Here is a 14,902-nt window from a genome sequence, read left to right on the forward strand (position 1 = left end):
CCGATCAGCCTGCCAGGAGAGAAGTCATGCGTCGCGTTTCCGTCGCCGTCGTTCTGTGTGCCGCCGTGTTCGTCGCCGCCTGCAGCGACGACGCACCGCACGACGCCAACGCGACCGACGCCGTGCCGCAGGCCGGCGCATCGAGCGGCGCCGCCAGCGCGTTCAACAGCGACGCGAGCGCGAACGCCGCCGCATCCGATGCCGCGCCGCTCGCGCCGCCCGTCGTGCACTACCCGCCCGATGACGACGACGATGCGAAGCCCGCCGCGAACGCGGCCGCATCGAGCAGCGCCGCGTCGTCGCCGGGCTGATTCCGCCGCCGCGTGATATGAGTCAGTACCGCTCGGGGAGAGCGGTGGGCGCTCGCGTCGAGCCACCACGGGCATGACGTAACGGTCGGCGACGGCGCGAACGGCACCGTGTCACGCCGTTTCGCAGGCCACGTCGGGCACGGCCGGCCGAGCGATTCGGACCCGGCCGCCGTCAGGCCTGCCTGCGCGTCGCAAGCGCGACGGCGCGCCATGTCGCGACAGCCGCCGCGCAGCCTGCGCCGTGCAACCCGCCGTCAGACCGCGTGCGCGAGCGCGCGGTCGACGAGCGCGGCCTCGAAGCCGTCGTCCGCGTCGCGAAAGCGCAGCGGCGCCGCGCAATGAACCAGCGTGTCGATGAAGTATTTCGCGCGCGGCCACGGCCCGAAGCCGGCCGCCGTGTTGATGTGCCCGGCATCGCCGAGGTTCACGAACGCGCTGCCCAGGTGCTGCGCGAGCGTGCGCGCATCGGCCAGCGGCATCCACGGGTCGGTCTCGCTGCCGATCACGATCGACGGCACCGCGAGCCGGCGCGCGTCGAACGGCCCGGCAAACGTGAATTTCTTCGGGCTGGCCGGCGCGACGAACAGCACGCCTGCCACATCACCCACATGCGGCCACTGTGCGAGCGCATGCGCGGCCGCGAGGCAGCCGAAGCTGTGCGCGGCGAGCACGAACGGGCCGCGCTCGCGATCGAGCAGCGCGCGCACCGATTGCGCCCAGCCCGCGAGATCGGGCGCACCCCAGTCGTGCTGCTCGACGCGCAACGAGCGCGGAAACTGCCGCTCGAGCCAGGTCTGCCAGTGAGCGCCTTCACTGCCGTGCAGGCCCGGAACGGTGACGAGCCGCGGCGGCCACGCCGATTTGCTGCATGCGCGCATGATTGCCCTCGCTTGCTTGAAGACGAGATTCGATTGTGGCGTCGGGTACGCGGCGGCCGAACCAATATTTTGTGCTTTGCTTTTGCGCGGGGCGGTGACCGGTGGCGGCCCGGCGACGGCGTGACCGCCGCACATCCCGCGCGGCGGCGCAATGGGCCGCGAAACCGTAGAATGTGGGCTTCCCGTCAGCTTCACACGGAACCGGTCCCGGCGCGTGACGCGCCGGCCGTCGTCAGGAGACGCCCGATGTCCGCTACGTCCGCCGGCGCGCCGCGCCCGGCTTCGCTCGCCGCTCCCGTGACGCGCCTCGCCGGCGCGCGCGCCGTCACGCCATGAAGATCCTGTTCCATTCGCCGCATCAGGATGCCGGCGCGTGGCGCGACGAGATCGCGCGTGCGCTGCCGGAAGCCGAACTGCGCGCATGGCAGCCGGGCGATACGGCCGCCGCCGACTACGCGCTCGTGTGGCGCGCGCCGCGCGAGTTCTTCGCGCCGCGCGACGGCCTGCGCGCGATCTTCAACCTCGGCGCGGGCGTCGATGCGCTGCTCGCGCTCGACCGCGCGCATCCGGGCACGCTGCCCGCGCACGTGCCGCTGGTGCGGCTCGAAGATTCGGGCATGGCGCAGCAGATGGTCGAATACGTGACGCACGCGGTGCTGCGCTACCTGCGCCGTTTCGACGAATACGACCTGCAACAGCGCGAACGCCGCTGGCAGCCGCTCGAACCGCATGCGCGCGCGAGCTTCACCGTCGCGGTCCTCGGCCTCGGCGTGCTCGGCGCCGAAGTCGCCCGCGCGCTCGCAGCGCTCGGCCTGCCGGTGCGCGGCTACAGCCGCAGTGCGAAGCAGCTCGACGGCATCGCGACCTTCGCCGGCGACGGCGCGTTCGACGCGTGCATCGACGGCGCGAAGGTGCTCGTCAACCTGTTGCCGAGCACGCGCGACACCGACGGCATCCTGTCGGCGCGCGCGTTCGCACGGCTCGCGCCCGGCGCGTACGTCGTCAACGTCGCGCGCGGCGCGCATCTCGTCGAAGCCGACCTGCTCGACGCGCTCGCGAGCGGCCAGGTCGCCGCGGCCACGCTCGACGTGTTCCAGCACGAACCGCTGCCGGACGACCATCCGTTCTGGCACGCGCCGCGCATCACGATCACGCCGCACAGCTCGGCCGAGACGCTGCGCGCGGAAGCCGTCGAGCAGATCGCCGGCAAGATCCGCGCGTTCGAGCGCGGCGCGCCCGTCAGCGGCATCGTCGACTACGCGCGCGGCTACTGAATTCCGCCCTACACAAAACTGGAGACAACCATGACGTTCCCCACCGCCGTCAAGATCGTCGAAGTCGGCCCACGCGACGGCCTGCAGAACGAGAAGACCTTCGTGCCGACCGACGTGAAGATCGCGCTCGTCGACCGGCTGTCGCGCGCCGGCTTCCGCAATATCGAGGCCGCGTCGTTCGTGTCGCCGAAATGGGTGCCGCAGATGGCCGACGGCGCCGACGTGATGGCCGGCATCGAGCGTCGCACGGGCACCGTGTACTCGGTGCTCACGCCGAACCTGAAGGGCTTCGAGCATGCGCTCGCCGCACGCGCGGACGAAGTCGTGATCTTCGGCGCGGCGAGCGAGGCGTTCTCGCAGCGGAACATCAACTGCAGCATCGCCGAAAGCATCGCGCGCTTCGAGTCCGTCGCGAAGGCCGCGAAGGACGCCGGCCTGCGGCTGCGCGGCAGCGTGTCGTGCACGCTCGGCTGCCCGTACCAGGGCGAGGTGCCGATCGCGTCGGTCGTCAACGTCGTCGAGCGCTTCGCGGCGCTCGGCTGCGACGAGATCGACATCGCCGACACGATCGGCGTCGGCACGCCGAAGCGCACGCGCGAAGTGCTCGCGGCCGTCACGCGCGTGTTCCCGCGCGAACGCCTGTCGGGCCACTTCCACGACACCTACGGCCAGGCGCTCGCGAACATCTACGCGGCGCTGTTCGAAGGGATCGAGATCTTTCACGCATCGGTCGCGGGCCTCGGCGGCTGCCCGTACGCGAAGGGCGCGACCGGCAACGTCGCGACCGAGGACGTGCTGTACCTGATGCAGGGTCTCGGCATCGAGACCGGCATCGATCTCGCGCAGGTCGTCGCCGCCGGCGATTTCATCTCGAACGCGATCGGCCGCGCGAACGTATCGCGCGCCGGTCGTGCACTGCTCGCCAAGGCGCAGAGCGCGGCCGATGCCGCGAACTGCGTCTGATCACCTCGTTCCACGGATTCCTCGACATGACGACACCCGCTTCATTCGATTCCCTCCCCGATTCCGCGCGACGCGTCGCGCTGCTGCTGCGCGAGCGCGGCCATGCGAAAGGCATCGTGATGCTCGCCGAAACCGGCAAGACGTCGGCCGAGGCCGCAGCCGGGCTCGGCTGCTCGGTCGCGCAGATTGCGAAGTCGATCCTGTTTCGCCGGCAGGCCGACGGCGCGCCCGTGCTGGTCGTCGCGAGCGGCGTCAACCGCGTGGATGAAAAGAAGGTCGCCGCGCAGGTCGGGCCGGTCGGCCGTGCGGACGCGAAGTTCGTGCGCGACAACACCGGCTATGCGATCGGCGGCGTCTGCCCGATCGGCCATCTGGTCGAACCCGTCACGCTGATCGACGCCGACCTGCTCGCGCTCGACAGCCTGTGGGCCGCCGCCGGCCATCCGCACGCGGTGTTCAACCTGTCGCCGCACGAACTCGTGTCGCTGACCGGCGCGCCGGTCGCGGACGTCGCGTTGCGGGAGCCCGCATGAGCGACGTGGTGACGATGCCGGTCGCCACGGTCGCGTCGCCGTGCACCGACGTCTGCCGGATCGATCCGCGCACCGACTGGTGTGCGGGCTGCCTGCGCACGCGCGGCGAGATCAAGGGATGGCGCACGTCGGACGACGACGCGAGGCGCGCGCTGCTCGCGCGGCTCGACACGCGGCGGCGCCTGATCGCGGGAAGCGAGACATAAAAAAAAGCCGTTCAACCTCACGGGCGAACGGCATCGAGATCGGAATCCTGTGAACGTGATCAACGTCACAGCCCGCATCATACGAGCGACGCGGCCACATCGCATCGGGTGTTTCCCTACAACTTCTTACAGCGCTTTTTACGGCTGTGCGCGACGGCATTCGGCGCGCAATCTTCATTCCACACACGTCCATTCGACGGGCCGCGGGCGACCGCGCAGCCGCGCCGAATCGTACGACCGTTTCAGTTGCCGACCGCCGCGCGACGTGCCGGCACGATGCGCCAGCCGAGGTTCACGCCGGCCGCCGCGAGCAGGATCAGCAGCGCGCCGAACACCTGCGTCCACGCAAGCGTCTGCCCGAACGCGACGCGATCGACGACGATCGCGACGACCGGATAGACGAACGACAGCGCGCCCGTCATCGCAGTCGGCAGCTTCTGGACCGCGCCGTACAGCAGCACGTACATCAGCCCCGTGTTGACGATGCCCAGCACGATCAGGTCGGCCCATTGCCCGCCCGTCGCCGGCAAGGTGTCGAAGTGCGCGAACGGCGCGAGCAGCAGGACGCCGAGGCCGACCTGCAGCAGCGCGAGCAGATGCGGCGGCGTGCCCTTCAGGTGCTTCGTGATGATCGACGAGATCGCATACAGGAACGCCGCGCCGAGCGACAGCGCGACCCCTTCCAGGTATTCGCCGGGCACCGCGAGCACGGCCGGTTCGACGCGCACCACGAACACCAGCCCGGCAAACGCGAGCACGAGCCACGCGACCGTCGACGCGGTGATCCGCTCGCGGAACACGATGGCGCCAAGCGCGACGAGCATGAAGGGCTGCGTGTTGTAGACGGCGGTCGCCATCGAGATCGACGCGCGCGAATAGGCGGCGAAAAGCAGCAGCCAGTTCGCGACGATCGCGAGGCTGCCGAGCGTCGTGAGCACGAGCATCCGCGGCGAGAACAGCGAGCGGCGCAGGAAACCGAGCGCCGCGCAGACGATTGCGAGCGTCGCGGCGCCGAACACGCAGCGGAAGAACACGACATTGGTCAGCGGCTGCTGCGACGACATCACGAGCCAGCCGATCGTGCCGGACATCAGCATCGCGACGATCATCTCGGCGGCGCCGCGGCGAATTTCATTCGAGGCCATCATGAACTCCGTTGAAAAGCGTGGATGAGTTCGATTCTAGAAACTTGCTTTCGCCGCGACCACGGCTAAACTGAGGTGAATCAGCCGATTCACCTTCGAAAGCAAAGCAATCATGCCGAAACGCCTTTCCGCACCCGCCGTCGCGTCGCTCGACGCGACCGACCGCGCGATCCTCGCCGCGCTGGCCGACGACGCCCGCATCGCGACCAGCGAACTCGCCCGGCAGATCGGGCTGTCGGCGCCGGCGACCGCCGACCGCGTGCGGCGGCTCGAGGCGCAAGGCGTGATCGCCGCGTTCACCGTCGAGCTCGACCCGCGCGCGCTCGGCTACACGCTGCAGGCGATCGTCCGCGTGAAGCCGCTGCCGGGCCAGTTGCATCTGGTCGAGGAGTTGCTGCGGCGGATCCCCGAATTCGTCGAATGCGACAAGGTCACCGGCGACGACTGCTTCATCTGCCGGCTCTACCTGCGCACGATCGAGCACCTCGACGACATCCTGTCGAAGGTGACGGAGCGCGCGGAGACGAGCACCGCGATCGTGAAATCGACACCCGTGCCGCGCCGCCTGCCGCCGCTCGTCGAGGACGACCACGCGCACCGCTGAGTCGGGGCGGCGCACGTCGCTGAGCCGCAGACGGCGCGCGCCGCCCGCCCACACCGTCATGCCGCCGGGTCGCGCGCCTCGAAGAATGCAAGCAGTTCGTCGATCAGCGCGGCGGGCGCCTCTTCCGGAATGTAGTGCCCGCAGTCGAGCGCGCGGCCGCTGACGTCGCGCGCGACGCGCCGCCACTCGTCGAGCGGATCGAAGCAGCGGCCGACGACGCCGTGCTCGCCCCACAGCACGCGCAGCGGGCACGCGACCTTGTTGCCGCGTTCGAGATCCGCACGGTCGTGCTCGAGATCGATCGTCGCCGACGCGCGGTAGTCCTCGCACATCGCATGCACGGCGCCCGGCTGCGCGAGCGCCGCCCGGTACGCGTCGAGCGCCTCGGGTGCGAACGGCGCGAGCCCGGCCGAGCGGTTGCCCATCACGCGCTCGATGTACGCATCGGTGTGCGCGCCAACCAGCGTCTCGGGCAGCGGCTCGGGCTGGATCAGGAAGAACCAGTGGAAATACGCGGTCGCGAATGCGCGATCGGTTTTCTCGTACATCGCGAGCGTCGGCGCGATGTCGAGCAGCATCATCCGCTCGACGGCCTCCGCGTGATCGAGCGCGAGCCGGTGCGCGACCCGCGCGCCGCGATCGTGCGCGCACACGTGGAAATGCTCGAAGCCGAAATGCCGCATCACGGCGACCTGGTCGGCCGCCATCGCCCGTTTCGAATACGGCGTGTGCTGCGCGTCGCTCGGCGGCCGGCCCGATGCGCCGTAGCCGCGCAGGTCGGTGGCGATCACCGTGAAGTGATCCGCGAGCGTCGCGGCAACGCGATGCCAGATCATGTGGGTCTGCGGATGTCCGTGCAGCAACAGCAGCGGCGGACCCGCGCCTCCTTTGACACCGAAAATGTCGGTGTCCTGCACCGTCACGCGAAACGGTGCAAACGCCTCAAACGACATGGTTTGTTTCTCGTTGGTTTGTTATGGCGGCTATTTTATGAGCGCTGGCGCGTCTTCACAGCGGGGTCGCAGCCAGAATCCCTAGAAAGAGAACACTCACTCGATTGCCGCCACACCGCACATTTTGTTAAGCTCGCGTAGAATCGCACGACCGTTCGTATTAATCTCGACGAACGACTTGGTTCCGCAGCTACACTCGAATCACCGTTCGACCGCAAAGCATGGTGTTGGCATCGACGCGACCGCGCCGGCGCCGACCGCCCCCGGAGACTGGAGACATCACATGGCATTGCCCACCGTCCTGCAGAACCTGACGCTCCCCGTCATCGCGTCGCCGATGTTCATCGTCAGCTATCCCGAACTCGTGCTCGCGCAATGCAAGGCGGGCATCGTCGGTTCGTTCCCCGCGCTCAATGCGCGCCCGGCCGAACTGCTCGACGAGTGGCTCACGCAGATCCAGTCGGAACTCGCCGATCACAAGGCGAAGCACCCCGAGGCGGTGATCGGGCCGATCGCGGTCAACCAGATCGTCCACCAGTCGAACGCGCGGCTCGAGCACGACGTGCGCGTGTGCGTCGAGCACAAGGTGCCGATCTTCATCACGAGCCTGCGCGCACCGGCGCGCGAAATCGTCGACGCGGTGCACAGCTACGGCGGCATCGTGCTGCACGACGTGATCAACCTGCGCCACGCGCAGAAGGCGCTCGAAGCCGGCGTCGACGGGCTGATCCTCGTCGCGGCCGGCGCCGGCGGCCACGCGGGCACGACGTCGCCGTTCGCGCTGGTCGGCGAAGTCCGCAAGATCTTCGACGGCCCGATCGTGCTGTCCGGCTCGATCGCGAACGGCGGCTCGATCCTCGCCGCGCAGGCGATGGGCGCCGACTTCGCGTACATGGGCACGCGTTTCATCGCGACGCAGGAAGCGCATGCGATCGACGACTACAAGCACGCGATCCTGAACGCGAAATCGTCGGACATCATCTACACGAACCTCTTCACGGGCGTGCACGGCAACTACATCCGCGAGAGCATCGAGAAGGCCGGCCTCGATCCGGAAGCGCTGCCGGAATCCGACAAGACCAAGATGAATTTCGGCGGCGACAAGACGAAGGCATGGAAGGACATCTGGGGCGCCGGCCAGGGCGTCGGCCTGATGGACGATCTGCCGAGCGTGGGCGCGCTCGTCGAGCGGCTCAAGCGCGAGTACGACGACGCGAAGGCGCGGCTCGGCATCCCGCGCTGACGGATGCGGCGGCCGTTGCGGTCGCCATCGACGCGAGATCGTCGAACCAAGCAAAAAGCGCGAACCGCAGCGGTTCGCGCTTTTTTATTGCCCCGCCGCGGCGGACGATGCGGCTCAGACCGCGCGCTTCATCCGCGTGATCGGCAGCACGCGCAGGCGCGATTCGATCGACGGGCATAGCGACTGCCCTTCGAAACGCGCGGCCAGGAAGTCGACGAACGAGCGCACCTTCGCGGAGACGTGACGACGGCTCGCGTACACCGCATAGATCGGCGCCTCGTGCGGCGGCACCGAATCGAGCAGCACCGGCACGAGCCGGCCCGATTCGATGTCGTCGCCGACCACTTCGGTGCCGAGCAGCGCGATGCCCGCGCCGGCGAGCACGGCCGCGCGCAGCCCTTCGAGATGGTTCACGATCAGGTTGCCGTTCAGGCTCACGCGCGACGCGGCGGCCGCGTCGATCACCAGCGAATCGAGCATCGTCGAATTCGAGTCGCGCCGCAGGTAGTTGTGATTCGCGAGATCGGCAATCGCCTGGGGCGTGCCGCGCTTCTCGAGATACTCGGGCGACGCGACCAGCAGGATGTGCGCGGTCGCGATCTGGCGCGCGACCAGCGACGACGATTTCAATCCGTTCGGCGCCGCGCGCACCGCGACGTCGTAGCCTTCCTCGATCAGGTCGACCACGCGATCGGACAGCGTCATGTCGACGGTCACGTCCGGGAAGCGGCCCGCGTAATCGGTGACGGCCTGCATCACGTGCCGCAGCCCGAACGCGGACAGCGACGTCACGCGCAGCCTGCCCTGCGGCACCACGCTCGCGGCGCCGACGGCCTGGCCGGCTTCGTCGAGTTCGGACAGCGCCTGCACGAGGCGCTCATAGTATTCGCGTCCCGCCTCGGTCGGCGCGACGCGTCGTGTCGTGCGATGCAGCAGCCGCGCGCCGAGCTGCTGCTCGAGGTGCATCACGTGCTTGCTCGCCATCGCCGCCGACATCTGCATGCGCTCCGCCGCGCCGACGAAGCTGCCCACTTCGACGACGTAGCGAAACACATTCATGCTGACGAGGGTATCCATCGAACTAGCTCGCAATCCCGGGGGAATCAACCAATTACGAGATAGGGTAACAAAGGCGAGGAAACAGAAAGGTCAAGAAAGGCAAAACGGCGCCGCGAGTGGCGGCGCCGTTTCGGGCGGGAAAACATGCAGCCGAAACGCGCGATTGACGCGCGCGGCCGGCGCACCGATCGCGCGGGCGCGTCAGAACTTCGCGCGGATGCCGGCGCCGAACGTGTTGCCGTTCGACAGGCCGCTGATGTGGTCGTTCATGTAGGCCGCGTAGACGTCGGTGCGCTTGGACAGCGGATAGTCGTAGCCGACGGCCCAGGTCTGGCGCGTCTGGTCGAGGCCGCCCGCGTCGCGCGAGTACGCATACGACGCCATCGCGTTGCCCACGCCGAGCGGCACCGACACGCCGCCCTGCGCGGTGTTCACGTGCCAGCTGCCCGCGACCTGGTCGTTCTTCGTATACATGTACTGGCCGAACAGCTTCACGAGCTTCAGGTCGTAGGTCGCGCCGACCAGCGCGATACCCTGGCTCTTCAGGCCGGTCACGAGCGCGCTCAGATCCTGCGGGCCGTTGTTGAAGTTCACGTACTGATACACGGCGGTCGCCGCGAACGGGCCGTTCGCGTAGTTGAACTGCGCGCTCCACTTCTTCGAACGGTTGTCGCCGGCCTGGTTGCCGAGTGCGTACATCGCGCCGAAATTCAGGCCACCGAACGAAGGCGACGTGTAACCCACCGCGTTGTTCCAGCCCGAATCGCCCACCGCGCCCTGGTCGCTCGGATAGGTCGGGAACGTGCCGAGGCCGAGGAACACGTGGTACACCATCGGCGAGAAGGTGTACGAGTCGTAGAACGGGTTGAACAGGATCGTCGACAGGAACAGGTGCGTGGTCAGGCGGCCTGCCGTCACCGTGCCGTACGGCGAGCTGATGCCGACGTACGCGTTGCGCGCGAAGAACGTGTCGCCCTGGAAGCGGCCGTACTGGCCGTTCTGCGCACGGAAGAAGCTCTCCAGCGTGAAGATCGCCTTGTAGCCGTCGCCGAGATCCTCGGCGCCATGCAGGCCCCAGTACGAGGTCGACATACCGCCGCCCGACACGTTCCACGCACGATCGCTGCCCGGGAACTTGGTGGCGCCGACCCATTCGTCGACCTGCCCGTAGAGCGAGACGCTCGACTGCGCATGGACGGGTGCGGCGGCCGCCACGCAGGCGGCTGCGGCGATCAGCTTGACGGACGTGCGCGACGCACGGCGGGCGAATGCTTTCATTGGATCTCCAGGTTTTGTCGAATAGTCGATAAGTGGCGCGAGCGTTGTTGTTTGGAGCCGAGTGCTTGCGTCGTATGGGGCGCAGCCATCTTTACGGATCATTTGTCCGGTCAAAATTGCGCACACTTATTGCGGGTATAGCGCCGGCATTAACTTCGCGGCATATATCCATGGCCGGATGGACGGCGGCGGCCCGGCGCGAACGCGGTCGCACGGGCGGCGGCGGCGTGCCATGCGCGCACCGGGCGCGAAAGATAGCGCAATGCGGCGGGAAAATCAGCGGAAATCTGCGCGCGACTGTGGCGAATTCGCATCAGCCGGCAAGGGGACGAGCGCCGGGGCGCTCAGTTTCGGTAGAACGGGGAGAAAGAAGGCGAGTGCGCAGGCTCTTCCTGCGAGCGGGGCGGCGGCATCGGGCGACCGCCGCGCTCCTCGTTGTAGCGGGCGACGTCGGCGCGGATCGAACCGGCCCGCAGCGGGACATTGCCGCCGCCCGGCGGGCGCGGCATCTGGCGGACTTCGGCGCTGATCGGCCGATACGGGCTTTGCGCGGCGTAATGACCGTACGACGGCGTCGGGCGCAGCCCCCAGCGGGAGCCGGCGCTGCTCACGCCGCCGGGACGCATGCCGGCTGGCGGCGGAACGCGGCGCCACACCGGACCACCACCGGGACCGCCGGCCGGCTGACCGTACGCGCGCATGTCGCCGCCACCGAAGCCGTGGCCGCCGAACCCGTGACCGCCATGGGGCGGCTGGGCCAGCGCGAGCGGCATCAGCAGCGCGCCGAGCACGCCTGCCACCCATCGTCCGATCTTCCGTTTCACCCGTTCCGTCATCGTTCCGTGCCCATCCACGCCCGCCGTCGGCTCCTTTCGGCCGACCCAAGGCTTTCATCAGTAATTTATGAGCGGGCGGAAAGTGTGTCGAGCCAAAAAGTGTTATGTCGCGGGCATCGGTGTAACACCATGTTACTGCTAGGTTTTTCCGCTTCGGCACGCGATCGCGACAGAACATTCTTCTGCGGTTTCACGCTTGGCCGGACAGGTGCGGTGGCCGCCGCCTCATGCGATCGATTCATCAATCGATTCGCACAATGAATTTGTGTAGTGAATCGCCAACCGGGACAATAACGCCATCCGCGCGCGCGACGCGCGCCTTCGCCATTTCCGAATCGAGTTCCCGATGGCCCGTCCCCGTTTTCTTCCCGACAACTTCACGCTCGCGCTCGTCGGCACCGTGGTGCTCGCGAGCCTGCTGCCCTGCCGCGGCCCGGCCGCCCATGCGTTCAACTGGGCGACCAACATCGCCGTCGGCCTGCTGTTTTTCCTGCACGGCGCGAAACTGTCGCGCGAAGCCGTCGTCGCGGGCGCGACGCACTGGCGGCTGCACGCGGTCGTGCTGCTCAGCACGTTCGCGCTGTTCCCGCTGCTCGGCCTCGCGCTGAAACCCGTGCTGCAGCCGCTCGTCACGCCGACGCTGTACGCGGGCGTGCTGTTCCTGTGCACGCTGCCGTCGACGGTCCAGTCGTCGATCGCGTTCACGTCGATCGCGAAGGGCAACGTGCCGGCCGCCGTGTGCGCGGCATCGGCGTCGAGCCTGCTCGGGATCTTCGTCACGCCGGCGCTCGTCGGGCTGATGATCACGTCGCAGTCGGCCGCGGCCGCGTCGCCGTGGAGCACCGTCGGCAGCATCGTGATGCAGCTGCTCGTGCCGTTCATCGCCGGCCAGTTGCTGCGGCCCGTGATCGGCGGCTGGATCGACCGCAATCGCGGCGTACTGCGCTTCGTCGACCAGGGCTCGATCCTGCTGGTCGTCTACGTCGCGTTCAGCGAGGCCGTCAACGAGGGGCTGTGGCACCAGATTCCGCCGCGCGCGCTCGGCGGCCTGCTCGTCGTCAACCTCGTGCTGCTCGCGATCGCGCTGCTGCTGACCGCGTTCGTCAGCAAGCGGCTCGGCTTCAACCGCGCCGACCAGATCACGATCATCTTCTGCGGATCGAAGAAGAGCCTCGCGGCTGGTGTGCCGATGGCGAAGGTGATCTTCTCGGCGAACGCGGTCGGTGCGATCGTGCTGCCGCTGATGCTGTTCCACCAGATCCAGCTGATGGCGTGCGCGGCGCTCGCGCAGCGCTGGGGCGCGCGCGACACGAGCGGCGAGCACGAGGGCGACGCGACAGCCGCGTCCGGCGCGCTGAGCACGGGCAAGCGCTGACGCGTCCGGGGGCGCGATGGCCACGGCTTTCCGCCTCCCGCTTCCCGCCTCCCGCCTCCCGCCTCCCGCCTCCCGCCTCCCGCCTCCCGCCTTCCGCCTTCCGCCTTCCGCCTTCCGCCTTCCGCCTTCCGCCTTCCGCCTTCCGCCTTCCGCCTTCCGCCTCCCGCCTCCCGCTTCCCGTCCACCGCCCCTTCCAGCCGCGCCCCCAGCCATGTCCGGCGCGACGCACCAGCAACGCCCATCGCGTCACGAAATCTTCATTCAATTCTCCGCGAGCGGTGCCGTTAAGCCGGTCGTCCCGTCGATCCGGCTGCCCTCGCCCATGCCCGCGCCCTCCTCCGATTCCGCCGCCACCCGCACCACGCGCCTGATCGCGGATCGCGCGCTCGCCGCCGTTTTCCAGCCGATCGTCGACCTCGGGTCGGGGACGGTCGTCGGTTACGAAGGGCTGATCCGCGGCCCGCTCGGCACCGACCTCGAGCCGCCCGCCGCACTGTTCGCGCAGGCCGCGCGCGAAGGCGCAACCATCGCACTCGAACGGGCCGCCGCGCTCACCTGCCTCGACGCGTTCGCGGCGCTCGGCTGCGACGGCAAGCTGTTCCTCAATTTCAGCGCGGGCACCATCCTCACGCTCGCCAGCGAACGCGAGCGCGCACGCCAGTTCCTCGGCCGCGCGCGGATCAGCGCCGAGCGCATCGTGATCGAGCTCACCGAGCAGAACGCGATTCCCGATATCGCGGACATCGGGCCGGCGGTCGCGTCGCTGCGCGACGCCGGCATCCAGTTCGCGCTCGACGACTACGGCACCGCGAACGCGAGCATGAACCTGTGGCTGCGCCTGCATCCGGACGTCGTGAAGATCGACCGCTTCTTCATCCACGACATCGCGCGCGACCCGCTCAAGTTCGAGGCCGTGAAGGCCATGCAGCACTTCGCACAGGCAAGCGGCGCACAGCTGATCGCGGAAGGCATCGAGAACGAATGCGACCTGATCGTCGTGCGCGACATGGGCATCTGCTGCGTGCAGGGCTTCCTGCTCGGCCGGCCGAACGCGCAGCCGTCGCGCGTGGTCGCGCCGGCCGCGCGCGACGCGATCCGCGCGCCGCACATCGCGGTGTTTCCCGGCGTGACGCGGGCGGTGCGGCCGGCCGGCACGATCGCCGGGAAGATGCTCGTGCCCGCCCCGGCGCTGCCGCGCGACGCGACCAGCAACGACGTGCTCGACCTGTTCAACCGGATGCCCGACCTGCACGCGGTCGCGCTCGTCGAGCGCGGGCGGCCCGTCGCGCTCGTGAATCGCCGCGGCTTCATCGACCGTTTCGCGCTGCCGTATCACCGCGAGGTGTTCGGGAAGAAACCGTGCCTGCAGTTCGCGAACGATGCGCCGCTGATGATCGACAACGCGACCACCTTCGAGCAGCTCGCGATGCTGCTCGCGCGCCACGACCAGCGCTATCTCGCGGACGGCTTCGTGATCACCGAACACGGCCGCTACGTCGGGCTCGGCACCGGCGAGAGCCTGGTGCGCACCGTGACCGAGATGCGCATCGAGGCCGCGCGCTACGCGAATCCGCTGACCTTCCTGCCCGGCAACATCCCGATCAGCGCGCACATCGACCGGCTGCTCCAGCGCGACGCCGGCTTTCACGCGTGCTACGTCGACCTGAACCAGTTCAAGCCGTTCAACGACCAGTACGGCTACTGGCAGGGCGACGAAGTGCTGAAGTTCGCCGCGACGGTGCTGGCCGGCGTGTGCGATCCGCAGCGCGACTTTCTCGGCCACGTCGGCGGCGACGATTTCCTGGTGCTGTTCCAGCGCGACGACTGGCGCGAGCGCGCCGCCGACGCGATCGCGCGCTTCAACGACGGCGCGCGGCTCTTCTACACGCAGGCCGACCGGCAGGCGGGCGGGCTGCGCGGCGAGGACCGCCACGGCAACCCGGCGTTCTTCGGCTTCGTGACGATGGCGATCGGCGCGGTCGGCGTGCCGGCCGGCGCGCACGGCGCGAAACGCTACGGCAGCGACGAGATCGCGTCGGTCGCGGCGCTCGCGAAGCGGCGGGCGAAGCAGCAGCCGGACGGGCTCGCGGTCGTCGACCTCGATGCCGGCCGCGCCGCGCTGCGCCATCGCGGCGAACCGCCGGCCGTGGCGATGGCGGCGGGCTGAACAACGGACAGACAGTCGGCGAGGTGCGCACGGAAAACGCCCGCGCACCATGCGACCAGCCCGATGCCCGTCCGGCG

15 protein-coding genes are annotated in these 14,902 nt (G+C 68.8%); 9 read left to right on the forward strand and 6 right to left on the reverse strand.

Annotated features, from left to right (window positions below; translation table 11 throughout):
- Positions 1-26 precede the first annotated feature (26 nt).
- Positions 27-311 (forward strand): hypothetical protein, encoded by a 285-nt coding sequence (locus tag HWW87_RS27125; protein WP_175822898.1) that lies wholly within the window; start codon positions 27-29, stop codon positions 309-311.
- Between the two features lie 254 nt (positions 312-565).
- Here the strand turns inward: HWW87_RS27125 and HWW87_RS27130 are convergent, their stop codons facing one another.
- Positions 566-1,189: an alpha/beta hydrolase gene (locus HWW87_RS27130; RefSeq protein ID WP_175822899.1), complete on the reverse strand. Its 624-nt coding sequence runs from the start codon at positions 1,187-1,189 to the stop codon at positions 566-568.
- 332 nt (positions 1,190-1,521) lie between these two features.
- Between HWW87_RS27130 and HWW87_RS27135 the strand changes: the two genes are divergently transcribed.
- Genes HWW87_RS27135 through HWW87_RS27150 form a run of 4 tightly spaced genes read left to right on the forward strand, consistent with a single transcriptional unit; the run spans position 1,522 to position 4,165 of the window.
- Positions 1,522-2,463: a glyoxylate/hydroxypyruvate reductase A gene (locus HWW87_RS27135; RefSeq protein ID WP_175822900.1), complete on the forward strand. Its 942-nt coding sequence runs from the start codon at positions 1,522-1,524 to the stop codon at positions 2,461-2,463.
- Positions 2,464-2,493: 30 nt separating this feature from the next.
- On the forward strand, positions 2,494-3,426 hold the full coding sequence (locus HWW87_RS27140; RefSeq protein WP_175822901.1) for a hydroxymethylglutaryl-CoA lyase: 933 nt from the start codon (positions 2,494-2,496) through the stop codon (positions 3,424-3,426).
- A gap of 26 nt (positions 3,427-3,452) precedes the next feature.
- On the forward strand, positions 3,453-3,959 hold the full coding sequence (locus HWW87_RS27145) for a YbaK/EbsC family protein (RefSeq protein ID WP_089488878.1): 507 nt from the start codon (positions 3,453-3,455) through the stop codon (positions 3,957-3,959).
- Positions 3,956-4,165, forward strand: a complete 210-nt coding sequence (locus HWW87_RS27150) for a DUF1289 domain-containing protein (RefSeq protein ID WP_175822902.1) — start codon at positions 3,956-3,958, stop codon at positions 4,163-4,165. Before HWW87_RS27145 ends, HWW87_RS27150 begins: the two co-directional genes overlap by 4 nt.
- A gap of 242 nt (positions 4,166-4,407) precedes the next feature.
- Here HWW87_RS27150 and HWW87_RS27155 read toward each other — a convergent pair whose 3' ends face one another.
- Entirely contained in the window at positions 4,408-5,310 is a 903-nt protein-coding gene (locus HWW87_RS27155; RefSeq protein ID WP_175822903.1) for a DMT family transporter, read from the reverse strand.
- A 112-nt stretch (positions 5,311-5,422) separates the two neighbouring features.
- On the opposite strand from HWW87_RS27155, the gene HWW87_RS27160 reads away from it, so the two are divergent.
- On the forward strand, positions 5,423-5,914 hold the full coding sequence (locus HWW87_RS27160) for an Lrp/AsnC family transcriptional regulator (RefSeq protein WP_175822904.1): 492 nt from the start codon (positions 5,423-5,425) through the stop codon (positions 5,912-5,914).
- 56 nt (positions 5,915-5,970) lie between these two features.
- On the opposite strand, the gene HWW87_RS27165 is transcribed toward HWW87_RS27160, so the two are convergent.
- A complete protein-coding gene (locus HWW87_RS27165; RefSeq protein WP_175822905.1) occupies positions 5,971-6,867 on the reverse strand; it encodes an alpha/beta hydrolase in 897 nt (298 codons plus the stop codon).
- Between the two features lie 283 nt (positions 6,868-7,150).
- On the opposite strand from HWW87_RS27165, the gene HWW87_RS27170 reads away from it, so the two are divergent.
- Positions 7,151-8,110 (forward strand): nitronate monooxygenase family protein, encoded by a 960-nt coding sequence (locus HWW87_RS27170; RefSeq protein ID WP_175822906.1) that lies wholly within the window; start codon positions 7,151-7,153, stop codon positions 8,108-8,110.
- 114 nt (positions 8,111-8,224) lie between these two features.
- Here HWW87_RS27170 and HWW87_RS27175 read toward each other — a convergent pair whose 3' ends face one another.
- The 3 genes from HWW87_RS27175 to HWW87_RS27185 form a co-directional block, all read right to left on the reverse strand.
- Positions 8,225-9,187: a LysR family transcriptional regulator gene (locus tag HWW87_RS27175; protein WP_175822907.1), complete on the reverse strand. Its 963-nt coding sequence runs from the start codon at positions 9,185-9,187 to the stop codon at positions 8,225-8,227.
- Positions 9,188-9,370: 183 nt separating this feature from the next.
- Positions 9,371-10,447: a porin gene (locus HWW87_RS27180; protein ID WP_175822908.1), complete on the reverse strand. Its 1,077-nt coding sequence runs from the start codon at positions 10,445-10,447 to the stop codon at positions 9,371-9,373.
- Positions 10,448-10,791: 344 nt separating this feature from the next.
- Positions 10,792-11,283, reverse strand: coding sequence for a peptide-binding protein (locus tag HWW87_RS27185; RefSeq protein WP_175822909.1), 492 nt, complete (start codon positions 11,281-11,283; stop codon positions 10,792-10,794).
- Between the two features lie 346 nt (positions 11,284-11,629).
- Here HWW87_RS27185 and HWW87_RS27190 point away from each other — a divergent pair, with 346 nt between their 5' ends.
- The gene (locus HWW87_RS27190) at positions 11,630-12,658 is read left to right on the forward strand and encodes a bile acid:sodium symporter family protein (RefSeq protein ID WP_175822910.1); all 1,029 of its coding nucleotides are present in this window, start codon (positions 11,630-11,632) and stop codon (positions 12,656-12,658) included.
- A 322-nt stretch (positions 12,659-12,980) separates the two neighbouring features.
- Entirely contained in the window at positions 12,981-14,825 is a 1,845-nt protein-coding gene (locus HWW87_RS27195) for an EAL domain-containing protein (RefSeq protein ID WP_175822911.1), read from the forward strand.
- Positions 14,826-14,902 lie beyond the last annotated feature (77 nt).

It is taken from the genome of Burkholderia sp. BCC0419 (assembly GCF_902830285.1).
Lineage (GTDB): Bacteria > Pseudomonadota > Gammaproteobacteria > Burkholderiales > Burkholderiaceae > Burkholderia.

What these genes read in the sequence shown, in the direction of transcription:
- HWW87_RS27125 (WP_175822898.1), top strand. Translation starts at nt 27, where the DNA reads ATGCGTCGCGTTTCCGTCGCCGTCGTTCTGTGTGCCGCCGTGTTCGTC.
- HWW87_RS27130 (WP_175822899.1), bottom strand. Translation starts at nt 1,189, where the DNA reads ATGCGCGCATGCAGCAAATCGGCGTGGCCGCCGCGGCTCGTCACCGTT.
- HWW87_RS27135 (WP_175822900.1), top strand. Translation starts at nt 1,522, where the DNA reads ATGAAGATCCTGTTCCATTCGCCGCATCAGGATGCCGGCGCGTGGCGC.
- HWW87_RS27140 (WP_175822901.1), top strand. Translation starts at nt 2,494, where the DNA reads ATGACGTTCCCCACCGCCGTCAAGATCGTCGAAGTCGGCCCACGCGAC.
- HWW87_RS27145 (WP_089488878.1), top strand. Translation starts at nt 3,453, where the DNA reads ATGACGACACCCGCTTCATTCGATTCCCTCCCCGATTCCGCGCGACGC.
- HWW87_RS27150 (WP_175822902.1), top strand. Translation starts at nt 3,956, where the DNA reads ATGAGCGACGTGGTGACGATGCCGGTCGCCACGGTCGCGTCGCCGTGC.
- HWW87_RS27155 (WP_175822903.1), bottom strand. Translation starts at nt 5,310, where the DNA reads ATGGCCTCGAATGAAATTCGCCGCGGCGCCGCCGAGATGATCGTCGCG.
- HWW87_RS27160 (WP_175822904.1), top strand. Translation starts at nt 5,423, where the DNA reads ATGCCGAAACGCCTTTCCGCACCCGCCGTCGCGTCGCTCGACGCGACC.
- HWW87_RS27165 (WP_175822905.1), bottom strand. Translation starts at nt 6,867, where the DNA reads ATGTCGTTTGAGGCGTTTGCACCGTTTCGCGTGACGGTGCAGGACACC.
- HWW87_RS27170 (WP_175822906.1), top strand. Translation starts at nt 7,151, where the DNA reads ATGGCATTGCCCACCGTCCTGCAGAACCTGACGCTCCCCGTCATCGCG.
- HWW87_RS27175 (WP_175822907.1), bottom strand. Translation starts at nt 9,187, where the DNA reads ATGGATACCCTCGTCAGCATGAATGTGTTTCGCTACGTCGTCGAAGTG.
- HWW87_RS27180 (WP_175822908.1), bottom strand. Translation starts at nt 10,447, where the DNA reads ATGAAAGCATTCGCCCGCCGTGCGTCGCGCACGTCCGTCAAGCTGATC.
- HWW87_RS27185 (WP_175822909.1), bottom strand. Translation starts at nt 11,283, where the DNA reads ATGACGGAACGGGTGAAACGGAAGATCGGACGATGGGTGGCAGGCGTG.
- HWW87_RS27190 (WP_175822910.1), top strand. Translation starts at nt 11,630, where the DNA reads ATGGCCCGTCCCCGTTTTCTTCCCGACAACTTCACGCTCGCGCTCGTC.
- HWW87_RS27195 (WP_175822911.1), top strand. Translation starts at nt 12,981, where the DNA reads ATGCCCGCGCCCTCCTCCGATTCCGCCGCCACCCGCACCACGCGCCTG.